This window comes from Bradyrhizobium sp. USDA 4451, from assembly GCF_054822585.1.
In genome coordinates this window covers 4380467-4402705 of sequence record NZ_JBTRCH010000001.1, presented here as the reverse complement: position 1 = coordinate 4402705, position 22239 = coordinate 4380467, and the positions used below count along the sequence as shown (strand labels likewise).

General features: G+C 65.1%; 16 protein-coding genes and 2 pseudogenes. 9 read left to right on the top strand and 9 right to left on the bottom strand.

The window, feature by feature from the left end; genetic code table 11:
- Window positions 1–25: 25 nt before the first annotated feature.
- Both ACVMB0_RS20290 and ACVMB0_RS20285 read right to left on the bottom strand, forming a co-directional pair.
- On the bottom strand, window positions 26–1570 hold the full coding sequence (locus ACVMB0_RS20290) for an acyl-CoA synthetase (RefSeq protein ID WP_461347436.1): 1545 nt from the start codon (window positions 1568–1570) through the stop codon (window positions 26–28).
- Window positions 1571–1715: 145 nt separating this feature from the next.
- Window positions 1716–2525 (bottom strand): crotonase/enoyl-CoA hydratase family protein, encoded by an 810-nt coding sequence (locus tag ACVMB0_RS20285; protein ID WP_461347435.1) that lies wholly within the window; start codon window positions 2523–2525, stop codon window positions 1716–1718.
- 101 nt (window positions 2526–2626) lie between these two features.
- On the opposite strand from ACVMB0_RS20285, the pseudogene ACVMB0_RS20280 reads away from it, so the two are divergent.
- Together ACVMB0_RS20280 and ACVMB0_RS20275 are read left to right on the top strand one after the other, a co-directional pair.
- Window positions 2627–3503, top strand: a pseudogene (locus ACVMB0_RS20280) (SDR family oxidoreductase).
- 277 nt (window positions 3504–3780) lie between these two features.
- Window positions 3781–5361: a fatty acid--CoA ligase gene (locus ACVMB0_RS20275; protein WP_461347434.1), complete on the top strand. Its 1581-nt coding sequence runs from the start codon at window positions 3781–3783 to the stop codon at window positions 5359–5361.
- A gap of 90 nt (window positions 5362–5451) precedes the next feature.
- On the opposite strand, the gene ACVMB0_RS20270 is transcribed toward ACVMB0_RS20275, so the two are convergent.
- Entirely contained in the window at window positions 5452–6726 is a 1275-nt protein-coding gene (locus ACVMB0_RS20270; RefSeq protein ID WP_461347433.1) for an acyl-CoA dehydrogenase family protein, read from the bottom strand.
- A 220-nt stretch (window positions 6727–6946) separates the two neighbouring features.
- On the opposite strand from ACVMB0_RS20270, the gene ACVMB0_RS20265 reads away from it, so the two are divergent.
- Window positions 6947–7726: an enoyl-CoA hydratase-related protein gene (locus ACVMB0_RS20265; RefSeq protein WP_456798379.1), complete on the top strand. Its 780-nt coding sequence runs from the start codon at window positions 6947–6949 to the stop codon at window positions 7724–7726.
- 129 nt (window positions 7727–7855) lie between these two features.
- On the opposite strand, the gene ACVMB0_RS20260 is transcribed toward ACVMB0_RS20265, so the two are convergent.
- Genes ACVMB0_RS20260 through ACVMB0_RS20250 form a run of 3 tightly spaced genes read right to left on the bottom strand, consistent with a single transcriptional unit; the run spans window position 7856 to window position 10013 of the window.
- Entirely contained in the window at window positions 7856–8233 is a 378-nt protein-coding gene (locus tag ACVMB0_RS20260) for a DUF6285 domain-containing protein (protein ID WP_461347432.1), read from the bottom strand.
- A gap of 2 nt (window positions 8234–8235) precedes the next feature.
- Window positions 8236–9222 (bottom strand): phosphotransferase family protein, encoded by a 987-nt coding sequence (locus ACVMB0_RS20255; RefSeq protein WP_461347431.1) that lies wholly within the window; start codon window positions 9220–9222, stop codon window positions 8236–8238.
- Entirely contained in the window at window positions 9219–10013 is a 795-nt protein-coding gene (locus ACVMB0_RS20250; RefSeq protein ID WP_461347430.1) for an enoyl-CoA hydratase/isomerase, read from the bottom strand. The genes ACVMB0_RS20255 and ACVMB0_RS20250 overlap by 4 nt, the downstream gene beginning before the upstream one ends.
- A 151-nt stretch (window positions 10014–10164) precedes the next feature.
- Between ACVMB0_RS20250 and ACVMB0_RS20245 the strand changes: the two genes are divergently transcribed.
- The 4 genes from ACVMB0_RS20245 to ACVMB0_RS20230 all read left to right on the top strand — a co-directional run bounded on the left by ACVMB0_RS20245 (window position 10165) and on the right by ACVMB0_RS20230 (window position 13452).
- Complete coding sequence (locus tag ACVMB0_RS20245; RefSeq protein ID WP_456755916.1) at window positions 10165–10947, top strand: SDR family NAD(P)-dependent oxidoreductase; 783 nt, start codon at window positions 10165–10167, stop codon at window positions 10945–10947.
- 179 nt (window positions 10948–11126) lie between these two features.
- Window positions 11127–12401, top strand: a complete 1275-nt coding sequence (locus ACVMB0_RS20240; RefSeq protein ID WP_456798383.1) for an acyl-CoA dehydrogenase family protein — start codon at window positions 11127–11129, stop codon at window positions 12399–12401.
- Between the two features lie 143 nt (window positions 12402–12544).
- The gene (locus ACVMB0_RS20235; protein WP_461347429.1) at window positions 12545–13162 is read left to right on the top strand and encodes a flavin reductase family protein; all 618 of its coding nucleotides are present in this window, start codon (window positions 12545–12547) and stop codon (window positions 13160–13162) included.
- 14 nt (window positions 13163–13176) lie between these two features.
- On the top strand, window positions 13177–13452 hold the full coding sequence (locus ACVMB0_RS20230) for a GNAT family N-acetyltransferase (RefSeq protein WP_461347428.1): 276 nt from the start codon (window positions 13177–13179) through the stop codon (window positions 13450–13452).
- A gap of 216 nt (window positions 13453–13668) precedes the next feature.
- Here the strand turns inward: ACVMB0_RS20230 and yghU are convergent, their stop codons facing one another.
- Window positions 13669–14544, bottom strand: a complete 876-nt coding sequence (gene yghU / locus ACVMB0_RS20225) for a glutathione-dependent disulfide-bond oxidoreductase (RefSeq protein ID WP_461347427.1) — start codon at window positions 14542–14544, stop codon at window positions 13669–13671.
- A 276-nt stretch (window positions 14545–14820) separates the two neighbouring features.
- Between yghU and ACVMB0_RS20220 the strand changes: the two genes are divergently transcribed.
- Both ACVMB0_RS20220 and ACVMB0_RS20215 read left to right on the top strand, forming a co-directional pair.
- On the top strand, window positions 14821–15954 hold the full coding sequence (locus ACVMB0_RS20220; RefSeq protein ID WP_461347426.1) for a nitronate monooxygenase: 1134 nt from the start codon (window positions 14821–14823) through the stop codon (window positions 15952–15954).
- 143 nt (window positions 15955–16097) lie between these two features.
- Window positions 16098–17609: an acetyl-CoA acetyltransferase gene (locus tag ACVMB0_RS20215; protein ID WP_461347425.1), complete on the top strand. Its 1512-nt coding sequence runs from the start codon at window positions 16098–16100 to the stop codon at window positions 17607–17609.
- Between the two features lie 142 nt (window positions 17610–17751).
- On the opposite strand, the pseudogene ACVMB0_RS20210 reads toward ACVMB0_RS20215, so the two are convergent.
- Together ACVMB0_RS20210 and ACVMB0_RS20205 are read right to left on the bottom strand one after the other, a co-directional pair.
- Window positions 17752–18955, bottom strand: a pseudogene (locus tag ACVMB0_RS20210) (efflux RND transporter periplasmic adaptor subunit).
- Entirely contained in the window at window positions 18942–22121 is a 3180-nt protein-coding gene (locus tag ACVMB0_RS20205; protein WP_461347424.1) for an efflux RND transporter permease subunit, read from the bottom strand. The pseudogene ACVMB0_RS20210 and the gene ACVMB0_RS20205 overlap by 14 nt, the downstream one beginning before the upstream one ends.
- Window positions 22122–22239 lie beyond the last annotated feature (118 nt).

Below are 22239 nucleotides of genomic sequence, written 5' to 3'. Positions count from 1 at the left end.
CGGGACGACAGCGAGCTTGTGGCCCCTAGATCCTCCGCCCCGCCCGCTCCCAATAGGGATCACGCAGCCGGCGCTTGAAAATCTTTCCGGAATCCTCGCGCGGCAGGTTGGTCTGGATCTCGATGTGCTTCGGCACCTTGTAGTCGGCGAGCGCGGTCTTCAGCTGCGCCCGGACCCCCGCGATGTCGAGCGCGACGCCCGGCTGCGGCTCGACCACCGCCATCAGCGCCTCGCCGAACTCGGCATCGGGAATGCCGAACACCGCGCAATCGTGCACGCCGGGCACCGCATGCAGCACGGCCTCGATCTCGGCCGGATAGATGTTGACGCCGCCCGAGATCACCATGTCGCGCTTGCGGTCGCAGATGAAGACGTAGCCATCCGCATCGATATAGCCGACATCACCCGAGGTGATGAAGCCCTCGCGGTCGATCTCGGTCCGCTTCTCGGGCTTGTTGTGATAGGTGAAATCGGGATTGCCCGCGATCCGCGAATAGATCTCGCCGATCTGGCCCTGCGCCACCTCGCGGCCGTCGTCGCCGATGAAGCGCAGCTCAGCGCCGGGCGATATCTTGCCGACCGTGCCGGGCTTCTTCAACGCGTCCTCCGACGTCGCGAACGTCACCGCGCCTGACTCGGTCGAGCCGTAGAATTCGTAGATCACCGGCCCCCACCACTCGATCATCGCGCGCTTGACGTCGGCCGGACAGGGCGCGGCGGCATGGATGATGTGGCGCAGCGACGACATGTCGTATTTGTTGCGCACCTCCTCCGGCAGCTTCATCAGGCGGATGAACATCGTCGGCACCATGAAGATGGTGTCGATCCTCTCGCGCTCGATCAGTGCCAGAAACTCCTCGGCGTCGAAGCGCGGCATCAGCACCAGCGCGCCGCCGAGCTTGCCCGAGCGCAGCCCGAAGGAATTCGGCGCGGAATGATAGAGCGGTCCAGGCAGGATCGCGCGCGCGCCGGGCTTCAGGCCGTAGATCATCGCGCGCATCGCTTCCGCGTTTGCGGTCTGCTCCGGCGTCGGCGCGAAACGGCGCACGCCCTTCGGATGGCCCGTGGTACCCGACGTGTAGATCATGTTCTGCGGCTGTGGCACCACGGGGCCGTCATAGCGCGGAAATTGCGCCAGCCAGGATTCGAAATCGATCGCGAAGTCCGGCGCCGCGAGATGATCGGGATTGATCTTGTAGTTGGCGAGGATCTCCGGCGGCGTCGGCACGCTGAGCACGATGACATCATCCGGGATCGCGCCGCGCAGCGGATGCAGCAGGTCGGCATGGCCGATCAGGACGCGCGTGCCGGAATCCGTCAGCACGTAGTTGATCTCCTCCGGCTTGAAGTGCCAGTTGATCGGCACGCCATAGGCGCCGAGCCGCATCGCCGCATAGGCCGACTCGATGAAGGCGATGTCGTTGCGCATCAGCATGCAGACGCTGTCGCCCGGCTTGATGCCGAGCTTGTTGAGGCCGGAGGCGATGCGCTCAGTGCGCTGGGCGATGGCGGCGTGATCGCGCCGGCGCTCGCCGCTGACGATGCCGAGGAAGGGCTGGGACGTTTCCATTGTTATTGTCCGATCTTGTGTCGGGTTAACTTGTCATTCCGGGGCGCGCGAAGCGCGAACCCGGAATCTCGAGATTCCCCGATGCGCACCGCGCATCTGAGGTCTGGTCCTTCGGACTATCCCGGAATGACTATTGTCGCCGCTGTCACGCATCCGCAAACTTCGGCGCGCGCTTCTCCAGATTGGCGCGGACGGATTCGGTCTGGTTCGGGCTGCCGAGCAGCTTCTGCTGCTCGACGGATTCCGCAAGCAGCGCCGCGGCCGGATCGACCGACAGATTGTTCAGCATCCGCTTGGCGGCGCGGATCGCATCCGGGCTCTTGCCGGCGATCTCGCGCGCGACTTCGAACGCTGCGGCGCGAGGGTCGTCGCAGACCCGGGTGGCGAGGCCGTAACTCTGGGCCTCCTGCGCCGAGAAGATCCGGCCGGTATAGGTGAGCTCGCGCAGGATGTCGTCGCGCACGAGACTGGCGAGGATCGGCGTGCCCGCCATGTCGGGCACCAGGCCCCACTTGATCTCCATGATCGACATCCGGGCATCCGGCGACAGGAAGCGCATGTCGGCGCCGAGCGCGAGCTGGAAGCCGCCGCCGAAGGCGACGCCGTGGACCGCCGCGATGACCGGCACCGGGAGCTGGCGCCAGCCCCAGACCGCCTGCTGCGGGGCGTTGGCCTTGCCGTGGGTCCGGATCGTGAGATCGCGGTTCGCGCCGCCGGGCACTCCGTTACCGCCATCCTTCATGGCGGCGAACCGGCCCATGTCGAGCCCGGCGCAGAAGGCCCGGCCCTCACCGGACAGCACCACCACCCGAACGCCTTTTTCCTTGGAAAGCCGGTCGGTTGCGGCGACCAATGCCTCGAACATCGCGGCATCGAGCGCGTTCATCTTGTCCGCCCGCACCAGCCGGACATCGGCGATACCGTCCGAAATCGATATCGAAACGCGATCTTCCATCATTCCCTCCGCTTTGTTCCCTGAGTTGGCGCTTTACAGAAAGGCCGTTGTCCGCTTTTAGTCAATCGACCAATTAACTGACAACCCCCGTGGAGGAAACGATGTTCACCGATCAGCTTCTTGCCGGGCGGCGCATCCTGGTAACCGGCGGCGGCACCGGCCTCGGCAAGGCCATGGCCACCCGCTTCCTCCAGCTCGGGGCCGAGGTGCATATCTGCGGCCGACGCAAGAGCGTCTGCGACGAGACCGCCACCGAACTGATGGCCGAGCATGGCGGACGCGTGGTCAGCCACGGCGTCGATATCCGCAACGCCATGGCGGTCGACGAGATGATCGAGGCGATCTGGACCACCAGCGGTCCCCTCACCGATCTGATCAACAACGCTGCCGGCAATTTCATCTCGCGCTCCGAGGAGCTCTCCGCGCGAGGGTTTGATGCCGTGGCCAACATCGTGATGCACGGCACCTTCTACGTAACGCACGCGGTCGGCCGGCGCTGGATCGCCGGCGGGCATCGCGGCAACGTGGTGTCGATCACGGTGACCTGGGTGCGCAACGGCTCGCCCTATGTGGTGCCATCGGCGATGAGCAAGTCGGCGATCCACGCCATGACCATGTCGCTTGCGATCGAGTGGGGCCGGCACGGCATCCGTCTCAACACCATCGCGCCCGGCCGAGATTCCGACCGAAGGCATGAGCAAGCGCATCAAGCCCGGCGACGAGGCCGGCGCGCGCACCAAGGCGATGAACCCGATGGGCCGCGTCGGCACCATGGAGGAGTTGCAGAACCTCGCGGTGTTCCTGATCTCCGGCGGCTGCGACTGGATCAACGGCGAGACCATCGCCATGGACGGCGCGCAGGCGCTGGCGATGGGCGGCAACTTCTACCAGCTGCGCGACTGGAGCGACGACGACTGGACCAAGGCGCGCGACTCGATCAAGGCGCAGAACGAGAAGGATCGCGCCGCACGGGGGTGAAGCCCGCGCTCGCGCCCGAGTCACTGCTGTCGTCCCTGCGAAAGCAGGGACCCATAACCACGACTGGAAAACATCGAGCACGCTGGGGCCGCAGCGCGCTCGACAACTCGATCCTGTGGTTGTGAGTCCCGGGTCGCGCGGAGCCTGTCATCGGGCGGCGCTTCGCGCCGACCCGCCCGGAACGACGTTGCTGAGGCGGCTTACTTCCTCTGTATTGTTTTTCCCGCGCGATGCCGCCACACTCCGCGCAACCAAAACAAAACGTCACGGGGGAAACATGTCCGACGCGCCGAAGCTGAACAACCTTGCCGATATGGTGCGCGACCGCGCCAGAAGCCGCGGCGATGCGCTGGCCTATGAGTTCGAGGGACGGCAGACCTCGTTCGCCGAATTCGACGTCAAGACCAACCGCGTCGCCAACGCGCTGATCGCGATGGGCCTCAAGAAGGGCGAGCGGATCGCCTATCTCGGCAAGAACAGCGACTTCTACTTCGAACTCTTGATGGGCGCGATGAAGGCCGGCGTGGTGATGGCGCCGGTGAACTGGCGCCTCGCCGGCCCCGAGGTCGCCTTCATCGTCGACGACTGCAAGGCCCCGGTGCTGTTCGTCGGCCCCGAATTCATCACCCAGGCGCGCAACATCAAGGACAAACTGCCGAGCGTCCGCAGCATCATCACCACCGAGGGCGGCGCGCCGGAATGGCTCGACTTCGTCGCCTGGCGCGACGCGCAGAGCGGCGACGATCCGCGCCTTGCGATCGCGCCGAAGGACATTGCGATCCAGCTCTACACCTCGGGCACGACAGGCAAGCCGAAGGGCGCGATGCTGTCGCACGCCAACTTCCTCAACCTTGTGCAGAGCGGCAATGAGGCCGAGAAGCCGGAGTGGAACCGGTGGACCACCGACGACGTCTCGCTGGTCGCGATGCCGATCTTCCATATCGGCGGCTCAGGCTGGGGCGTGATGGGGCTCTACCACGGCGCCCGCGGCGTGATCGCGCGCGAGTTCGACCCGACCAAGGTGCTCGACTTCTTCGAGCAGTCCGGCATCACCAAACTGTTCATGGTGCCGGCGGCGATGCAGTTCGTGGTGCGGCAGCCGCGCGCGCGGCAGGTCGACTTCTCCCGCCTGAAATACATGCTCTATGGCGCTTCGCCGATCCCGGCGGCGCTATTGAAGGAATGCATCGAGGTCTTCAAATGCGGCTTCGTGCAGATGTACGGCATGACCGAAACCACCGGCACCATCGTGGCGCTGCCGCCGGAGGATCACATCGAGGGGCTCGAGCGGATGCGCTCGGCCGGCAAGGCGCTGCCCGGCGTCGAGCTCGCGATCCTCGACGAGAACGGCAAGCCGCTGCCGCCGGGCGAAGTCGGCGAGATCGCCACCCGTTCCGGCTCCAACATGGCCGGCTACTGGAATCTGCCCGAGGCGACCGCGCGCACCATCGATGGCGACGGCTGGCTGCGCACGGGCGATGCCGGCTACATGGACAAGGATGGCTATCTCTACATCCACGACCGCATCAAGGACATGATCATCTCCGGCGGCGAGAACATCTATCCGGCCGAGGTCGAGAGCGCGCTATGCGACCATCCCGATGTGGCGGAGGCCGCCGTGATCGGCATCCCCGACGACAAATGGGGCGAGGCGGTGAAGGCCGTGGTGGTGATGAAGCCGGGCAAGAGCGCGACCGCAACCGACATCATCAACTTCACCCGCGAGCGGATCGCAGGCTACAAGACGCCGAAATCGGTCGACTTCATCCCGGCGCTGCCGCGCAACCCGTCGGGCAAGATCCTGCGGCGGACCTTGCGTGAACCGTACTGGGCGGGCAAGGACCGGCAGGTGAATTAAGCCTCGTAGGGGTGGGCAAAGCGAAGCGTGCCCACCTTTGCGAGCGCGGCATGGATGGTGGGCACGCTTCGCTTTGCCCACCCTACCGTCCTAATGCTTCCCCGCTCCCATGTAGCCGAACAGGAAGCCCGCCACCTTGCGCTTCTGGATCTCCTCGCTGCCCTCGGTGATGCGATAGCGGCGGTGGTGGCGGTAGATGTGCTCGAACGGCTTGTGGCGCGAATAGCCCATGCCGCCATGCACCTGCATGGCGCGATCGGCGGCCTCGCAGCACAGCCGGTTTGCCCAGAAATTGCACATCGAGACCCGGTCCGACAGGGTGTGCTCGACCTGCGCCTGGGTCAGCTGGTCCATCTCCCAGGCGGTCTTGCGGATCAGCAGCCGCAGCATCTCGGCCTGGGTCGCAAGCTCGACCAGCGGCCACTGGATCGCCTGGTTCTCGGCCAGCGCCTTGCCGAACGGTTTTCGCTCGCGCGCATACTTCACACTTTCGTTGATGCAATACACGGCGGCGCCGAGTGAGCTTGCGGCCTGACGGATGCGGTTCTCATGGACAAAACATTGCGCCAGCGACAGGCCGCGGCCGACCTCGCCGAACTGCGCATCCTCGGGCACGAACACGTCGGTGAAGCTGACCCGGGGATGGTCGGTCGGCATGTTGAAGGTCCACATATACTCCTCGACCTTCACACCCGGCGACTTTGCCGGCACCAGGAAGCAGGAGATGCCCCGCGCATCGCCGTCATTGCCTGACGTGCGGGCAAACAGCGCGCAGTGGGTCGCGACATGCATGCCTGTCGTCCACATCTTCTCGCCATTGATGATCCAGCCCTTGACGTTGTCACGGGTCGCCGGCACCGCCCTGGTTTCCATGTGCGTGGCGTCCGAGCCGTGCTCGGGCTCGGTGAGACCGAATGTGATGCGGTACTTGCCGGTGATCGAGCCGTCGATCATCGCCTTCTGCTCGTCGGTTCCATAGCGGTCCAGCATGGTCACGATCGGCAGATTTCCGACGATCGAATGCTCGTTCTGCAAATCGTTGTGCAGGCCGAGCCCCTTCGAGGCAAAATGCTCGCGGATGACAGCCATCCAGAGGTTGGAGCCGTCCTTGCCGCCGTAGCGTTTCGGGATCGCGAAGCGGAGATGACCGGCGGCATCGGCCAGGTTCTTGGCCTTGCGCAGCAACAGCTCCCATTCGTGGCGCGGCAGGCCGCCCTTGTCGAAATCGGTGCGCGCCCATTCGCGGCGGTGATCGAAGAAGCGGATGTTGTCGTCAGCGGCTTCCAGCGGCTTGATCTCGCGTTCGATGAATTGATCGAGCTCGGCGAGATAGGCTGTCAGGTCAGCCGGCAGATTGAAATCCAAGGCGGTCTCCCCCGAAGATCTTGTTGATTCTGATTTTGCGTTGAGACGCTATCGCGCATCCGCGTTCGGATCGATTAAGGTGAGAAGCACGCCGCCAAGTCAAGCAGGTCGGTGAGGCTTGCGCGCGCGGTCGCGTTGCGTAATTGGATGGCACGGACCGGCGCGCAGGCGCTAGGATATCGGCAATATTCTTCGCCGCAGAAAATCGACGGGAGCAAACATGGATCTGAAATTCTCCAAGGTGACGCGCAAGGGTCCCATCACCATCGTGACGCTGTCGCGGCCCGAGGTTTACAACGCGCTGCATATCGACGCGCATTTCGAGCTCAACAAGGTGTTCGACGACTTCTCCGCCGATCCGGAGCAGTGGGTCGCGATCGTCACCGGCGCCGGCGACAAGGCCTTCTGCGCCGGCAACGACCTGAAATGGCAGGCCGCCGGCGGCAAGCGCGGCTGGGACAAGGGCGGCTTCGCCGGGCTGACCACCCGCTTCGACTGCGACAAGCCGATCATCGCGGCGGTCAACGGCGTCGCGATGGGCGGCGGGTTCGAGGTCGCGCTGGCGTGCGACCTGATCATCGCTGCGGAGAATGCGACCTTCGCCCTGCCCGAGCCGCGCGTCGGCCTCGCCGCGCTCGCCGGCGGCCTGCAACGGCTGCCGCGGCAGATCGGCCTGAAGCGCGCCATGGGCATGATCCTGACCGCGCGCCACGTCAGCGCCAAGGAAGGTCTCGAGCTCGGCTTCGTCAACGAGGTGGTGCCGCAGGGCGAGGCGCTGGCGGCCGCCGAGCGCTGGGCCGAGACCATCACCAAGAACTCGCCGATGTCGATCCGCGCCTCCAAGCAGGCGATCCAGAAGGGCCTCGAAGTCTCGCTCGAGCAGGCCATGACCGAGCAGCGCGAATATCCCGCGGTGAAGGCGATGGCCGCGTCGGAGGATTACATCGAGGGCCCGAAGGCGTTTTCGGAGAAGCGTCCGCCGAAATGGCTGGGGCGGTAAGGCATTCCTCCTCCCGTCATTCCGGGGCGATGCGCAGCATCGAGCCCGGAATTCATAACCACCATTGTGAGTATGGATTCCGGGCCTGCGCCTTGCGGCGCATCCCGGAATGACGAGTTTTGGTATTCGCTACGCCTTATTCCCTAACTCCCGCTTGTAGGACGCATAGTTCGGCTGATCGACCGCGAGCTTGTCCATCGTGGTCTGCCAGAGATGCTCCGATAGCCCCGGCGTCGTCAGATCGACCTCGCCGCTGGCGATCCTCTCCGACAGCGCGCGGTTCAGCTCCATCAGCGACCCATCCGTGCCAAGCAGCGCCTTCAGCCGCGCGGCCTCTGTCCCATCGCCAGCCTCGGCCAGCGCGAGCTGCCGCGTCACCAGGTCGAGCGCGTTGATGCCGACGCGCAGCTTGAAGCCGTTGTGGCCCCTGATCGCGGGCGCGATCTCATTGCGCAGGAAATCGGCGACGGCCTTGATCAGTTCGGTGGGTGTCGGTTCGTCCTGCATGGTTATTTTCCCCGCGGAGCAAGTAACCGCAACAAATCGATCTCGGTCTCCGACGCACGGCGCCCGATCATCGCGCGTTCCATCGAATGGTCAGGGCCCATGCGGAAGCGCTGCATCATGCCGCAGCACATCACGCCCCAGCGCAACGTGCCCATCACTTCCCAGAACTTCACCCGATCGGGGTCGGCCTTGCGGCCGGCTTCCTGATAGCCAGCAAACAGGTCCTCGCGCGTGCCGAAGCCGCCGACCGGCTTGTCGATCTCGCCGAACCGCCAGGAATTGACGCAGATCCAGCCGAGATCCTCCATCGGATCACCGAAATGCGCGAGCTCCCAGTCGAGCACCGCGCGCACGCCGTCGGGACCGATGATCAGATTGCCGTGGCGGAAATCGCCATGCACCAGCGTCACTTCGGACGACGGACCGGGATCGTGATCGCGCAGCCAGCGCAGCGCCAGCTCGAACACCGGCCGCGGCCAGTTGAAGCTGTGGTACTCGCGGGAGAGATCCTCGATCTCCCTGGTCGCGGTCAGGCTGCGCAGCTTCGGCAGTTTGGCCTGCGGCAGGCTATGAATGCCCGCGATGACGCGGCCGAGCTGGCGGGCCAGCATCGGCCGCGCGGCCGCATATTCCTCGTCGCGCAAAATTTTCCGCGCGATGGTCTCGCCTTCGACCCGCGCCATGATGAAGCCGCGGCCGAGCCCGTCTTCCGGCGTCAGCACGTGCATCACCCTCGGCGACGGCAGGCCCGCGTCATGCGCGAGCTGCATCAGCGTGGCCTCGGCATCGAGCCCGGCGGCCCGGCCGGGCGCGGCACCGTAGCCCGGCGGCGCGCGGCGCAGGATCGCGCCGATCGTGCCGTCCGGGTGCACGATGTCGAACGTCCACGTCTCCTGGCTGGCGCCGCCGGAGAGCTTTGCGGCGCCGGTGACGCCGGTCGCGCCCGGATGAAACGCGGCGACGCAGCGGGCGAGCTCGGTCTCGATCATTTGCCCTTGAACTTCGCCGGCCGCTTCTCGAGAAACGCGGTGACGCCTTCCTTGAAATCCTCGGCGCTGCCCGCGATCCGCTGCGACTCGAATTCCAGATTGAGCTGATCCTCGAGGGTGTTTTCCGGGCTGTCCCAATAGAGCTTGCGGATCAGCGACAGCGCCACCGTCGGGCCGTTGGCGAGATTGTGCGCCATCTTCATCGTCTCCTCCATCAGTGCGCCGTCGTCATAGACGCGGTTGACGAGGCCCCATTCCAGCGCCTTCTCGGCCGGCAGCCGCTCGCCCAGCAGCGACAGCTCGACCGAGCGCGCCTTGCCGATCAGCCGCGGCAACAGCCAGGTCGAGCCGCAATCCGGCACCAGGCCGATGCGGCGGAACGCCTGCAGGAAATAGGACGAGCGCGCGCACAAAATGAGGTCGCCCATCAATGCGAAGCTCATCCCGGCGCCGGCGGCCGGACCGTTCACCGCGGTCACGATCGGACAGTGCAGCTTACGCAACCGGCGCAGGAACGGATGGAACGCGGTCTCCAGCGCCGCGCCGGCATTGCTCCTGCCGGGCTTCTGCTGCTGGTTGCGGCCCTGAAGATTGGCGCCGGTGCAGAAGGCGCGGCCGGCGCCCGTGATCACCAGGCAGCGCACCTCGTCACGCTTGTCGTCGATCGCATCGAGCGCCTCGGCAAGACCGCCGAGCATGTCGAGCGAGACCGCGTTCATGACTTCCTGATGGTCGAGTTTGAGGATCGCGACCGATCCGTCGAAGTCGAGCGTGACGTGCTTGAACTGCATGGTTTCCTCTTTACGTTGTCGCGGCGGCGGGTACCGCGGTAGGTCGATGTGTCGACCCATATTTGATTTTTGTGCCGGGCTTGTCCATGGTCGGCGGCAAGCCCATCCGTGAACGCGTGATTAGCGCGCACCGAACCAAATGGAAACCCCAATGAGTGGCATCTTCGATCTCACCGGCCGCGTCGCTGTCATCACCGGCGGCAATGGCGGCATCGGCCTCGGCATCGCGCAGGCGCTGAACGCCGCCGGCTGCAACGTCGCGATCTGGGGCCGCAACGCGGAAAAAAATGCCAACGCCGCGGCGTCGATGAAGGCCGGGCCCGGCAAGGTCGCAACACAATTCTGCGACGTCAGCGATCCCGGCTCGGTCAAGACCGCGATGAAGGCAACCCTCGACACCTTCGGCCGCGTCGACGGCTGCTTCGCCAATGCCGGCATCGGCGGCGGCGGTCGCCGCTCCTTCATCGACCGCACCGAGGAGGAGTGGCGTAAGATGTTCGCGACCAATCTCGACGGCGTGTTTCACGTATTCCAGGCTGCGGCACGCCACATGACCGAGCGCTCTGAAGCCGGCGACAAGTTCGGCCGGCTGGTCGCCACGTCGAGCCTCGCCTCGCTGTTCGGCACCGCGCGCAACGAGCACTATGCCGGCACCAAGGCGGCGCTGAACGCGCTGTGCCGTGCGCTCGGCGTCGAGCTCGCCCGCCACGGCGTCACCGCGAACGCGATCCTGCCCGGCTGGATCAAGAGCGACATGACCGCCGGCATCATGGCCAACGACAAGTTCGTCGCCAATGTAATGCCGCGCATCCCCCTGCGCCGCTTCGGCGAGCCGAGCGATTTCGGCGGCATCGCCGTCTACATCATGAGCAAGGCATCGTCCTATCATACGGCGGACTGCTTTGTGATCGACGGCGGGTACACGGCGTTCTGAGACGGCTCTTGCCGCAATAACGGCATCGCGTCGCCAGCGGCGGCGTTCAAACAACGTTTGAAACGCCGCAGCGATATTCCGCGATGCGGTAGCGATCCCGCCAAAATCGGTGCTCGCGCTTGGCGCCGCACGCGTCTATTGTCCGCCGCGAAACGCGCCTTCGCGAGGGAGAAAAGACAATGAAACATGCCTATGTGCCGCGCACCACGAACTACACGCTCAATCCGGGCGACGAGCTCAACGACCTCAGGATGTCGGACAAGGTCCGCCCGCTCTACGACCATGTGAAGCAGTTCATCCGCGACACCGTCGACCCGATGTCGGTCGAGTTCTATCGCGCCGGCGAGAAGAAGACCAACCGCTGGAGCTTCACCGACGAACAGCTCGCGATCCTGCAGAAGGCCAAGGACAAGGCCAAGGAAGTCGGCCTCTGGAACTTCTTCCTGCCCGACGCCGAGACCGGCGAAGGCCTCAACAACCTCGACTACGCCTATATCGCCGCCGAGCTCGGCAAGAGCCCGCTGGCCTCGGAGACCATGAACTGCTCGGCGCCGGACACCGGCAACATGGAGGTGCTGGAGCGCGTCGGCACCAAGGCGCAGAAGGAGAAGTGGCTGAAGCCGCTGCTCAACGGCGAGATCCGCTCGGCCTATGCGATGACCGAGCCGAACGTCGCCTCCTCCGACGCCAAGAACATCTCGACCACCGCAAAACTCGTCGGCGACGAGTGGGTGATCAACGGCGAGAAGTACTACATCTCCGGCGCCGGCGATCCGCGCTGCAAGATCATGATCGTGATGGTGAAGACCAATCCCGACGCCGCCCCGAGCAAGCAGCAGTCGCAGATCCTGGTCCCCATCGACACCCCCGGCGTCGAGATCCTCGGGCCGATGCACGTGTTCGGCCATGATCACGCGCCGCGCGGCCACATGCATCTGCGCTTCAACAATTGCAGGGTGCCGAAGGAGAACATGCTGCTCGGCGAAGGCCGCGGCTTCGAGATCTCGCAGGTCCGGCTCGGACCGGGCCGCATCCATCACTGCATGCGCACCATCGGCAAGGCCGAGAAGGCGCTCGACATGATGGTGCAGCGTGGCCTGACCCGCGAAGCATTCGGCAAGAAGATCGCCCATCTCGGCGGCAACATGCAGATCATCGCCCAGGCGCGCTGCGAAATCGAGGCGATGCGGCTGATGGTGCTGAAGGCGGCCAAGGCGATGGACGTGCTCGGCAACAAGGAAGCCCGCGTCTGGGTCTCGATGGTCAAGGCCATGATCCCCGAGCGCGCCTGCAAGATCATCGACCAGGCGATCCAGATGCACGGCGCCACCGGCATCTCGCAATGGTCCCCGCTCGGCGAAATGTACCAGGACGTCCGCCATCTGCGCTTCGCCGACGGTCCGGACGAGGTGCACTGGATGGTGGTCGGCCGGCATGAACTGAGCATGCCGTAGTCCTCTCCCCGCACTTCGCGGTGAGACGAACAAACAGAACCGGAGGGCGGGTTAGCACAAGCGTAACCCGCCTTTTACTTTCTTGTCCGCTCGCGGCGGGTTACGCTTGCGCTAACCCGCCCCACGAACTTCCGGACAGTCCCATGGAATATGCCGCAAGCGACCTCACCCAGCGCGAACGCTACAAGGTGCTGACCTCCTTCGTGCTGCCGCGGCCGATCGCATGGGTCACGAGCCAAAACGCCGATGGCGTGGTCAACGCGGCGCCGTTCTCGTTCTTCAACGTGTTCTGCGAAGACCCGCCGCTCTGCATGTTCGCGGTCAACCGCAGGCCGGATGGCCGAGAGAAGGACACGATGGTCAACATTCAACAATCAGGCGAATTCGTGGTCAACCTGACCGACGAGCCGCTCGCGCGCGCGATGCACGAGACGAGCGGCGACTTCCCGCCCGAGATCGGCGAGCCCGCCTATCTCGGGCTGAAGCTCGTGCCCTCGAGCAAGATCGCCGTGCCTCGGCTCGCCGACGCGCCGTTCGCGATGGAGTGCAAGACCTGGAAGCTGATCGACGTCAATGGCGACCGCGAGCTGATCATGGGCGAAGGCATCCACTTCCACATCCGCGACGAATTGTGGGACCATGATGCGATGCGCGTCCATATGGACCGCTACCACCCGATCGGCCGCATGTTCGCCGATCGCTACTGCCGCACCGACGACCGCGTGGTGTTTCCCGCGGCCGAAGGGGCAAAGACGAAATAGCCGAGGACAAGACAATGAGTGAAGCATTCCGGGATAACGCAGCGCAGAGCCGGTTCGAGCTCACCGTCGACGGCGCCACCGCCTTCGTGGTCTATCGCAAGACGCCGGACACGATCACGCTGGTTCACACCGAAGTGCCGCCGGAGCTCGGCGGCCGCGGCATCGGCTCCAGGATCGCGCGCGCGGCACTCGACGCGGTGCGCGCGCAGGGCATCAAGCTCTTCGTGACATGCGAGTTCATCCAGGGCTTCATGAAGAAGCATCCGGAGTATGATGATTTGCTGGGGTGAAGCGCTGACACATAGGGCAGGTTAGCATACTGCGCCGCAAACGTCTTTTCCGCCGGTCCTGTGAGGCTGCAAACGAATCCAGCCGTCATTGCGAGCGAAGCGAAGCAATCCATCTGTCCGCAAATGCGGTTGGATGGATTGCTTCGTCGCTATCGCTCCTCGCAATGACGACGGAGACAGACTCGTGACACAGTAAGATCAATCCACCCTACGCGATTACGATGCCGCCTGCTCGACCTTGTCCTGCGTCTTGGTCTCGAAATCGCTGGCGTCGTGCCGCTCGTGGAGCTGGCTCGACGGCTCGCCCCAGGTGCGGTTGACCATGCGGCCGCGCTTCACTGCGGGCCGCGCCGCGATCGCGTCGGTCCAGCGCTGCACGTTTTTGTAATCCTGCACCGAGAGGAATTCGCCGCCGCCATAGAGCAGGCCCTTGGCGAGGCTGCCGTACCAGGGCCACACCGCCATGTCGGCGATCGTATAGACGTCGCCCGCAAGATACTCGTTGTCGGCGAGCCGACGGTCGAGCACGTCGAGCTGGCGCTTCACCTCCATCGCAAAGCGGTCGATGGCGTATTCGATCTTGGTCGGCGCATAGGCATAGAAATGCCCGAAGCCGCCACCGAGATAGGGCGCCGAGCCCATCTGCCAGAACAGCCAGGAGAGGGTCTCCGCGCGGGTTTTGACGTCGGTCGGCAGGAACGCGCCGAATTTTTCCGCAAGGTAAACCAGGATCGAGCCCGACTCGAACATCCGGATCGGCTCAGGCCCGCTGCGGTCCATCAACGCCGGGATCTTCGAGTTGGGATTGATCGCGACGAAGCCGCTGCCGAACTGGTTGCCGTCGATCTTGATCAGCCAGGCGTCGTACTCCGCGCCCTTGTGGCCGGCGGCGAGCAGCTCCTCCAGCATCACGGTGACCTTGACGCCGTTCGGCGTCGCCAGTGAATAGAGCTGCAGCGGATGGCGGCCGACCGGCAATTCCTTCTCATGGGTGGGGCCGGCGATCGGCCGGTTGATGCTGGCGAAGCGGCCGCCGCTCTCCTTGTTCCAGGTCCAGACTTTCGGCGGCTCGTAGGCAGAGGTGTCAGTCACGTCGTTGGCTCCCGGTTTCCATTTTTCCATGGTGCGGCGACCGCCGCGCCCATCCGCATGCCCGCACTAGATGGTGGGCACGCCCGGCTTTGCCCAGCCCCGCCGGATCGCATTTTCTATCCAGCGGAATGCGCTGCGGGCGATGCAGCCAAGCAGCGCCTGCACGCAAGATCGCCGCGGCCGAAACCCGCTTGGCTTCGCCGACCGTCATGCGCTAGCGTCGCAGAGGCTGATGCCAACAAACACAACACGCAGCCGCCGGGAGAGAACCAGTCCATGAAATCACCGATCTGCGACATGCTGGGCATCGAATTCCCCCTGCTCGCGTTCAGCCATTGCCGCGACGTGGTCGCGGCGGTGAGCCGCGCCGGCGGCTTCGGCGTGCTCGGCGCGACCGCGCATTCGCCGGAAACGCTTGAACAGGAATTGAAGTGGATCGACGCCCATGTCGACGGCAAGCCGTACGGCATCGACGTGCTGATCCCGGAAAATATCTCGACCGCCGGCGAGAAGAACGTCACCTGGAAGAGCCTCGAGGCGCGCGTCTCGCAACAGCATCGCGACTTCACCCGCAATCTGCTCGAAAAATACGACATCGAGCTGACCAGCCGCAATGTCGCCGACAACCAGCCGCAGCCGTTCGATGCCGAGACCGCGCTGCAATTGCTCGAGGTCTCGTTCCGTCACCCGATCCGGCTGATTGCGAATGCGCTCGGCGTGCCCCCGAGGGCGATGATCGAGATGGGCCGCAAGCACGGCGTGCCGGTGGCGGCACTGGTCGGCTCCAAGGAGCACGCGCTGCGCCAGGTCGCGGCCGGTGTCGACATCCTCGTTGCGCAGGGCACCGAGGCCGGCGGCCATTGCGGCGAAGTCTCGACCATGGTGCTGGTGCCCGAGGTGATCAAGGCGGTGAAAAAGATCCGCGACGTGCCGGTGCTCGCCGCCGGCGGCATCATGACCGGCAGTCAGATGGCGGCCTGCATGGCGATGGGCGCCGCCGGCGCCTGGACCGGCTCGGTGTGGCTCGCCACGGTGGAGTCGGAAACCTCCGAAATCTTCCGCGAGAAGATGATCGCGGCCTCCTCGCGCGACGCGATCCGCTCCAAGGGCCGCACCGGCAAGCCGGCGCGGCAGCTCCGTTCGGTGTGGACCGACGCCTGGGACCGCGCGCCGGACAGCCCGGGCGCATTGCCGATGCCGCTGCAAAGCATCGTCAGCCGAGACGCCTTCAACGCCATCGACCGTGCAGCCGCAGCCGGCAACGAGAAGGCGCGCGATCTCGTCAGCTACTTCGTCGGCCAGGGCGTCGGCCTGATCGACAGCGTGAAGTCTGCGGGCGCGGTGGTGCAGGAGTTCAAGGAAGAATTCGTCGAAGCCGTCGAGCACATGAACGCGCTGGTGGCGGAGTGACGGCCCCTCCCCGTCATTGCGAGCGAAGCGAAGCAATCCATTTCACCGCGTATGCGGTTGGATGGATTGCTTCGTCGCTTCGCTCCTCGCAATGACGGCTAAATCGACCACCGAGTGCAATACCGCAGAGTGAAACAACAAGAATGTCGAACAGCATCCCCGAAGACCGCATTCCCGTTATCGTCGGCGTCGGCGAGATCGTCGATCGTCCAAAGGACATCGCAGCCGGCCTCGAGCCGCTCACGCTGCTGGAACAGGCGCTGAAGCGCGCCGAGGCCGACAGCGGCGCAAAGCTGCTCGCCGACGTGCAGTCGCTCGACGTCGTCAATTTCCTGAGCTGGCGCTACCGCGATCCCGAGAAGCAGCTCGCGGCACGGCTCGGTATCCGGCCTTCGCATCTTTATTACGGGCCGGTCGGCGGCGAGAGCCCGATCCGCTATCTGCATGAGGCGGCGCAGCGCATCGCGCGCGGCGAATGCAGCGTCGCGGCGGTGTGCGGCGCGGAGGCGCAGTCGACCGCGACCAAGGCGCAGCGCGCCGGCGTCGAACTGCCGTGGACGCCGTTCGCGCACGACGTCGAGGAACCGAAGCGCGGCGCCGCGTTCCAGAAGCCGCTGGCCGTGAGCCTCGGCGTGTTCAGGCCGATCACGGTCTATCCGCTCTATGAGTCCGCAACCTCGGCGCATTGGGGCCAGACCCCGCGCCAGGCGCTGAAGGAGTCCGGCGATCTCTGGTCGACCTATGCGCGGGTTGCGGCCGCCAATCCGAACTCCTGGCTGAAGAAGCAGTTCAGCGGCGACGAGATCACCACGGCAACGCCCGACAACCGGATGATCGCCTGGCCGTATACAAAGCTGATGGTGGCGAACCCGACCGTGAACATGGGCGGTGCGCTGATCCTGACCAGCCTCGCCAAGGCACGCGCCGCGGGGGTGCCCGAGGACAAGCTGATCTATCCGCTCGGCGGCGCCTCGGCGGAAGAGCCGCGCGACTATCTGACTCGCGATCAGTTCATCGAGAGCCACGCGCAGACCGCGGTGCTGAAGGCGGTCATGGATCTCGTCGGCGGCGACGGCAAAAAGTTCGACGCCATCGAACTCTATAGCTGCTTCCCCTGCGTGCCGAAGATGGCGCGCCGCACGCTCGGCCTCGGGCCTGACGTGCAGCCGACCGTCACCGGTGGTCTGACGTTCTTCGGCGCGCCGCTCAACACCTACATGACGCATTCGGCTTGCGCGATGGTGCGCAAATTGAGAGGCGGCGGCACGCTCGGCCTGCTCTACGGCCAGGGTGGTTTCGTCACCAAGCACCATGGCCTCGTGCTGTCGCGCGCCGCGCCGACGGCCGCGCTCAAGCAGGAGACCTCCGTGCAGGCGGAGGCCGACCGCAACCGGCGCGATGTGCCCGATTTCACCGCAGAGGCGGCGGGCAAAGGCAAGGTCGAGGCCTTCACCGTGATCTATCGCGCCAATGGCGAGGTCGAGCACGGCGTCACCATGCTGCGCACCGAGGACGGCCGCCGCACGCTCGGCCGCATCCCGGCGAGCGACACCGCGACGCTGGCATATCTCCAGGACATGGATCGCACGCCGGTCGGCAGCACGGGCAACATCGTCACCGCCGATGACGGCATGCTGGAATGGCGCGTGGGGTAGCAGTTCTCCCGCGCTTCAGCCCGCAACAAGCGCGCGTAGCCCGGATGGAGCGCAGCGCAATCCGGAGGCTCTGTCCGCTGATAGACCTGCCCCGGATTGCGCTTCGCTTCGTCCGGGCTACGGGCTACGAAGGCTGTGGGATTTACCCCTTCACGTCCTGTTTTTCGGACGCGGTGGCCGGCTTGCCCTTGGCACCGGCGCCGGTGACGCGGACGTGATCGCCGTCGGCGAGGCCGTCCGGCGGGGCGGTGATGATGCGGTCGTCGGGCGCGAGGCCGGAGGCGATTTCGATCTCCTTGCCTAGATCGCGGCCGATCTTCACGGTCTTGAACAGCACCTTGTCGTCGGGGCTGACGGTCGCGACCCGCAGCCCGCTGCTGTTGAAGATCAGCGCGCTGGCGGGAATGCTAAGCGGCGTGGACTCGCGCTGCAGATTGAGCTTCACGCTGGCATAGCTGCCCGGCATCAATTCGCCGGAGGAATTATCGAGCCCGAGCTGCATCCGCGTGGTGCCGGAGGCGACGTCGACCGCCTGCGAGGAGGCTTCGACCGTCGCCTGGAAGCTGCGGTTCGGGTAATCCGGCAACGCCAGCGTGGCCTTGGCGCCGATCTTGATCGCCGGGACGTAATTCTGCGGCACGTTGACATAGACGCGCAGCTTGGTGATGTCGGAGATCGTGAACATCGCCGGGCCCGAGCCGCCGCCGGCATTGATCAGCGCGCCGACATCGGTATCGCGCGAGGTCACCACGCCGTCGAACGGCGCCGTGATCTTCTTGTAGCCGGCGAGTGCTTCCAGCCGTTCGACGTTGGCCTGGCCGGCCTTCACTGCACCGTTCTTGTTGGAGAGGTCTGCCGTGCGCTCGTCGATCTCCTGGGCGGAGACGAAGTTCGAGGCCACCAGCGTCTTGCGCCGGGCCAGCGTCGCCTCGGAAAGCTTGGCCGAGGCCTGGGCGCTGGCGAGATCGGCGCGCGCCTGCAACAATTGCTGGTCGAGGTCGGGCGCCTCGATCTCGGCGATCACCTGGCCGGCCTTGACCCGGGCGCCGATGTCGGCGTCCCAATTCTTGAGATAGCCGGAGACGCGGGCATAGATCGGCGCGCGGGAATAGGCCTCGAGCCGGCCCCGGCAGCTCGATCGTCGGGCTGAGCGCGCGAGCGTTGGGCAGTGCCACCGCGACGGTCGGAACGGCCTGGTCGTCGGTCCACTCCTTCAAGCGGCTGCCCTGCTCCTCACGGGCGCGAATGCCGGTGCCGACGATCAGTCCGGCGCCGACCAGTGCAACCACGCCGAATATGCCCAATCTCCGGCCGGACACCGGGGGGCGCTGTTCAGTGGGCTGCATGCGGAATCTCCGATGAGGCGGCGACTTTGGCGCCTTGCTTCTTGTGTACCATACTGAATACCACGGGAACAAACATCAGCGTCGCGAAGGTTGCGAAGATCAGGCCGCCGATCACGGCCCGGCCCAGCGGCGCGTTCTGTTCGCCGCCCTCGCCCAGCCCCAGCGCCATCGGCGCCATGCCGATGATCATGGCGAGCGCCGTCATCAGCACCGGGCGGAACCGGACGAAGCCGGCCTCCAGCGCCGCTGCGACGGGATCGCCGAGCTCCTCATAGCGCTCGCGGGCGAAGCTGATCACCAGCACGCTGTTGGCGGTGGCGACGCCCATGCACATGATGGCGCCGGTGAGCGCCGGAACCGACAGCGTCGTCTCCGTCGTGAACAGCATCCAGACGATTCCGGCAAGCGCGGCCGGCAGCGCCGTGATGATCACGAACGGGTCCGACCAGGACTGGAAGTTCACCACGATCAGGAAGTAGATCAGCACCACCGCGCCGAGCAGGCCGAACAGCAGGCCGGTGAAGGCCGAGTTCATGGTCTGCACCTGGCCGAGCAGCACCACGGACGAGCCCTTCGGCACTTCCTTGGCGGTGTCGGCGATCAGCTGGCGCACGTCGGTGGCGACGCCGCCGAGATCGCGGCCTTGCGTGGTGGCGTAGATCTGCACCAGCGACTGGATGTCGTATTGCGAGACCACCGCGCTCGAGGTCGCGCGCTTGATGTCGGCGATGCCGCCCAGGATCGGCGCCTGGGTGTTGCCGGTCGCGGTGATCGGCAGGGTCTGCAACGCGCTCAGCGAATCGATCTGGTATTGCGGCGTCTGCATCACGATCGAATAGGACACGCCGTTGTCGGGATTGAGATAGTAGGTCGGCGCGACCTGCGACGAGCCGGCGAGTGTGACGACCAGCGCATTGGTGACGTCGCGCTCGGTCAGGCCGACATATTGCGCGCGGGTGCGGTCGACATCGATGTTGAAGGTCGGGTTGTTCGGCGACTGCTGGATCCGTGCGTCGGCGATACCGGGAATCCGCTTGATCTTCGCCAGCAGCTTGTTGGCATAGGCGTAGTTGGCCTCGAGATTGGCGCCGCGGATTTGCAGATCGATCGGCGCCGGCGCGCCGAAGTTCAGGATCTGGCTGACGATGTCAGCCGGCAAGAAGGAGAAGCTGGTGCCCGGGAACAGCCGCGGCAACTGCTCGCGCAGCGCGCGCACATGCTGCTCGGTCGGCTTGTGACCTTCCTTCAGCTTGATCTGGATGTCGGCATCCTGCGGACCGATCACGCCGGTGTTGTTGTAGGTCAGGTTGATGCTGGAGATCGGCATGCCGATGTTGTCGGTCATGGTCTCGATCTCGCCCGGGATCAACTTGCGGATCGCCTTCTGGACATCGGCCATCTGGTTGGCGGTTTCCTCGACGCGGGTGCCGACCTGGGTGCGGACATGCATCAGGATGTTGCCGGCATCGACCGCGGGGAAGAAGTTGCGGCCGAGGAACGGCACCAGCAGGAACGACGCCGCCACGACCGCAAGGAAGCCGCCGACGAACACCTTGCGATGGCCGAGCGCCAGCAGGAGCAGGCCGCGATAGCCGGCGCGGATGCGCTCGAACCGGGCCTCGAAACCGCGCTGGAACCAGACCAAAGGATTGCGCGACTTCGGCGGCGCGCCCTCGTGATGCACATGCGGTTGCAGCAGATATTTCGCCATGGTCGGCACCAGGGTGCGCGACAGGATGAACGACCAGATCATCGCGAACATCACCGCTTCGGCCATCGGCACGAACAGGAAGCGCGCGACGCCGGAGAGGAAGAACATCGGCACGAACACGATGCAGATACAGAGCAGCGAGACGAAGGCCGGCGTCACGATCTGGTTGGCACCGTCCAGGATCGACTGCTCGACCGGCTTGCCCTGCTCCAGATGGTAGTTGATGTTCTCGATCGTCACCGTGGCGTCGTCGACCAGGATGCCGACCGCGAGCGCGAGGCCGCCGAGCGTCATGATGTTCAGCGTCTCGCCGATCAAGGACAGCATGATGATGGCACCGAGCACCGACAGCGGGATCGACACCGCGATGATGACGGTCGAGCGCCAGCTGCCGAGGAACAACAGGATCATCACGCTGGTCAGAAGGGCCGCGATCACGCCTTCGAAGGCGACGCCGGTGATCGCGCCGCGGACGAACACCGACTGGTCGCCGACGAAGCCGATCTTGAGTGCGTCCGGCAGCTGATCCTTGACGTCGATCACCTTCTGCTTGATGCCGGCGATGATATCCAGCGTCGAAACCGCGCCGGCCTTCAGCACCATCATCAGCACCGAACGGTTGCCGTCGACATGGACGATGTTGGTCTGCGGCGGGTTGCCGTCGCGGACGGTGGCGACGTCGCGCACGTAGACCATGGCGCCGTTGACGGCCTTGATCGGCAGGTCGCCGAGCTCCTCGATACGGAGCGGCGAGTTATTCAGATTGATGGTGTATTCGAAACTGCCGATCTTCTGGGTGCCGACCGGCGTGATCAGGTTCTGCGCAGCGAGCGCGTTGGCGACGTCCTGCCCCGACAGGCCGCGGGCCTGCAGGGCGGTCGAATTGAGGTCGATCTGGATCTGGCGCTGCTTGCCGCCATACGGATAAGGGATCGCGGCGCCGGGCACCGTGACCAGCGGCGTGCGCAGCTGGTTGATGCCGATGTCGGCGAGGTTCTGCTCGGTCAGACCTTCGCCCGACAGCGCGACCTGGATGATCGGAACCGTCGAGGCGCTGTAGTTCAGGATCAGCGGCGGCGTTGCGCCCGGCGGCAACTGCTTGAGCAGGGTTTGCGAGATCGCGGTGACCTGCGCATTGGCGGTGCGGATGTCGACATTGGGCTGGAAGAAGATCTTGACGATGCCGATGCCGTTATAGGAGTTCGCAACGATGTGCTCGATGTCGTTGACCGTCGTGGTCAGCGTGCGCTCGAACGGCGTGGTGATACGGCCGGACATCTGGTCCGGCGGCAGGCCGGTGTACTGCCAGGCCACGCCGATCACGGGAATGCGGATTTCGGGGAAGATGTCGGTCGGCGTGCGCAGCGCTGCCAGCGGTCCGATAATCAACAGCAGGATTGCGAGCACGACGAAAGTATATGGCCGGCTCAGCGCGATACGGACCAGTGCGATCATAAAAGCAGCATTCCCGAAATGAAGCCCGCCCAGGCAGAGGAATCGACATTGCAAAAGCCGTTCCGATAGCGGCCGATTTACCCGATGCCGGGCAAAACGCCAACCATAGGCGCCGCAG

Coding starts and splice junctions, on each gene's coding strand:
- ACVMB0_RS20250 (WP_461347430.1), bottom strand. CDS start 10,013: ATGCAGTTCAAGCACGTCACGCTCGACTTCGACGGATCGGTCGCGATC.
- ACVMB0_RS20265 (WP_456798379.1), top strand. CDS start 6,947: ATGGATCTGAAATTCTCCAAGGTGACGCGCAAGGGTCCCATCACCATC.
- ACVMB0_RS20290 (WP_461347436.1), bottom strand. CDS start 1,570: ATGGAAACGTCCCAGCCCTTCCTCGGCATCGTCAGCGGCGAGCGCCGG.
- ACVMB0_RS20275 (WP_461347434.1), top strand. CDS start 3,781: ATGTCCGACGCGCCGAAGCTGAACAACCTTGCCGATATGGTGCGCGAC.
- ACVMB0_RS20205 (WP_461347424.1), bottom strand. CDS start 22,121: ATGATCGCACTGGTCCGTATCGCGCTGAGCCGGCCATATACTTTCGTC.
- ACVMB0_RS20245 (WP_456755916.1), top strand. CDS start 10,165: ATGAGTGGCATCTTCGATCTCACCGGCCGCGTCGCTGTCATCACCGGC.
- ACVMB0_RS20230 (WP_461347428.1), top strand. CDS start 13,177: ATGAGTGAAGCATTCCGGGATAACGCAGCGCAGAGCCGGTTCGAGCTC.
- ACVMB0_RS20255 (WP_461347431.1), bottom strand. CDS start 9,222: ATGATCGAGACCGAGCTCGCCCGCTGCGTCGCCGCGTTTCATCCGGGC.
- ACVMB0_RS20220 (WP_461347426.1), top strand. CDS start 14,821: ATGAAATCACCGATCTGCGACATGCTGGGCATCGAATTCCCCCTGCTC.
- ACVMB0_RS20285 (WP_461347435.1), bottom strand. CDS start 2,525: ATGGAAGATCGCGTTTCGATATCGATTTCGGACGGTATCGCCGATGTC.
- ACVMB0_RS20235 (WP_461347429.1), top strand. CDS start 12,545: ATGGAATATGCCGCAAGCGACCTCACCCAGCGCGAACGCTACAAGGTG.
- ACVMB0_RS20215 (WP_461347425.1), top strand. CDS start 16,098: ATGTCGAACAGCATCCCCGAAGACCGCATTCCCGTTATCGTCGGCGTC.
- ACVMB0_RS20260 (WP_461347432.1), bottom strand. CDS start 8,233: ATGCAGGACGAACCGACACCCACCGAACTGATCAAGGCCGTCGCCGAT.
- ACVMB0_RS20240 (WP_456798383.1), top strand. CDS start 11,127: ATGAAACATGCCTATGTGCCGCGCACCACGAACTACACGCTCAATCCG.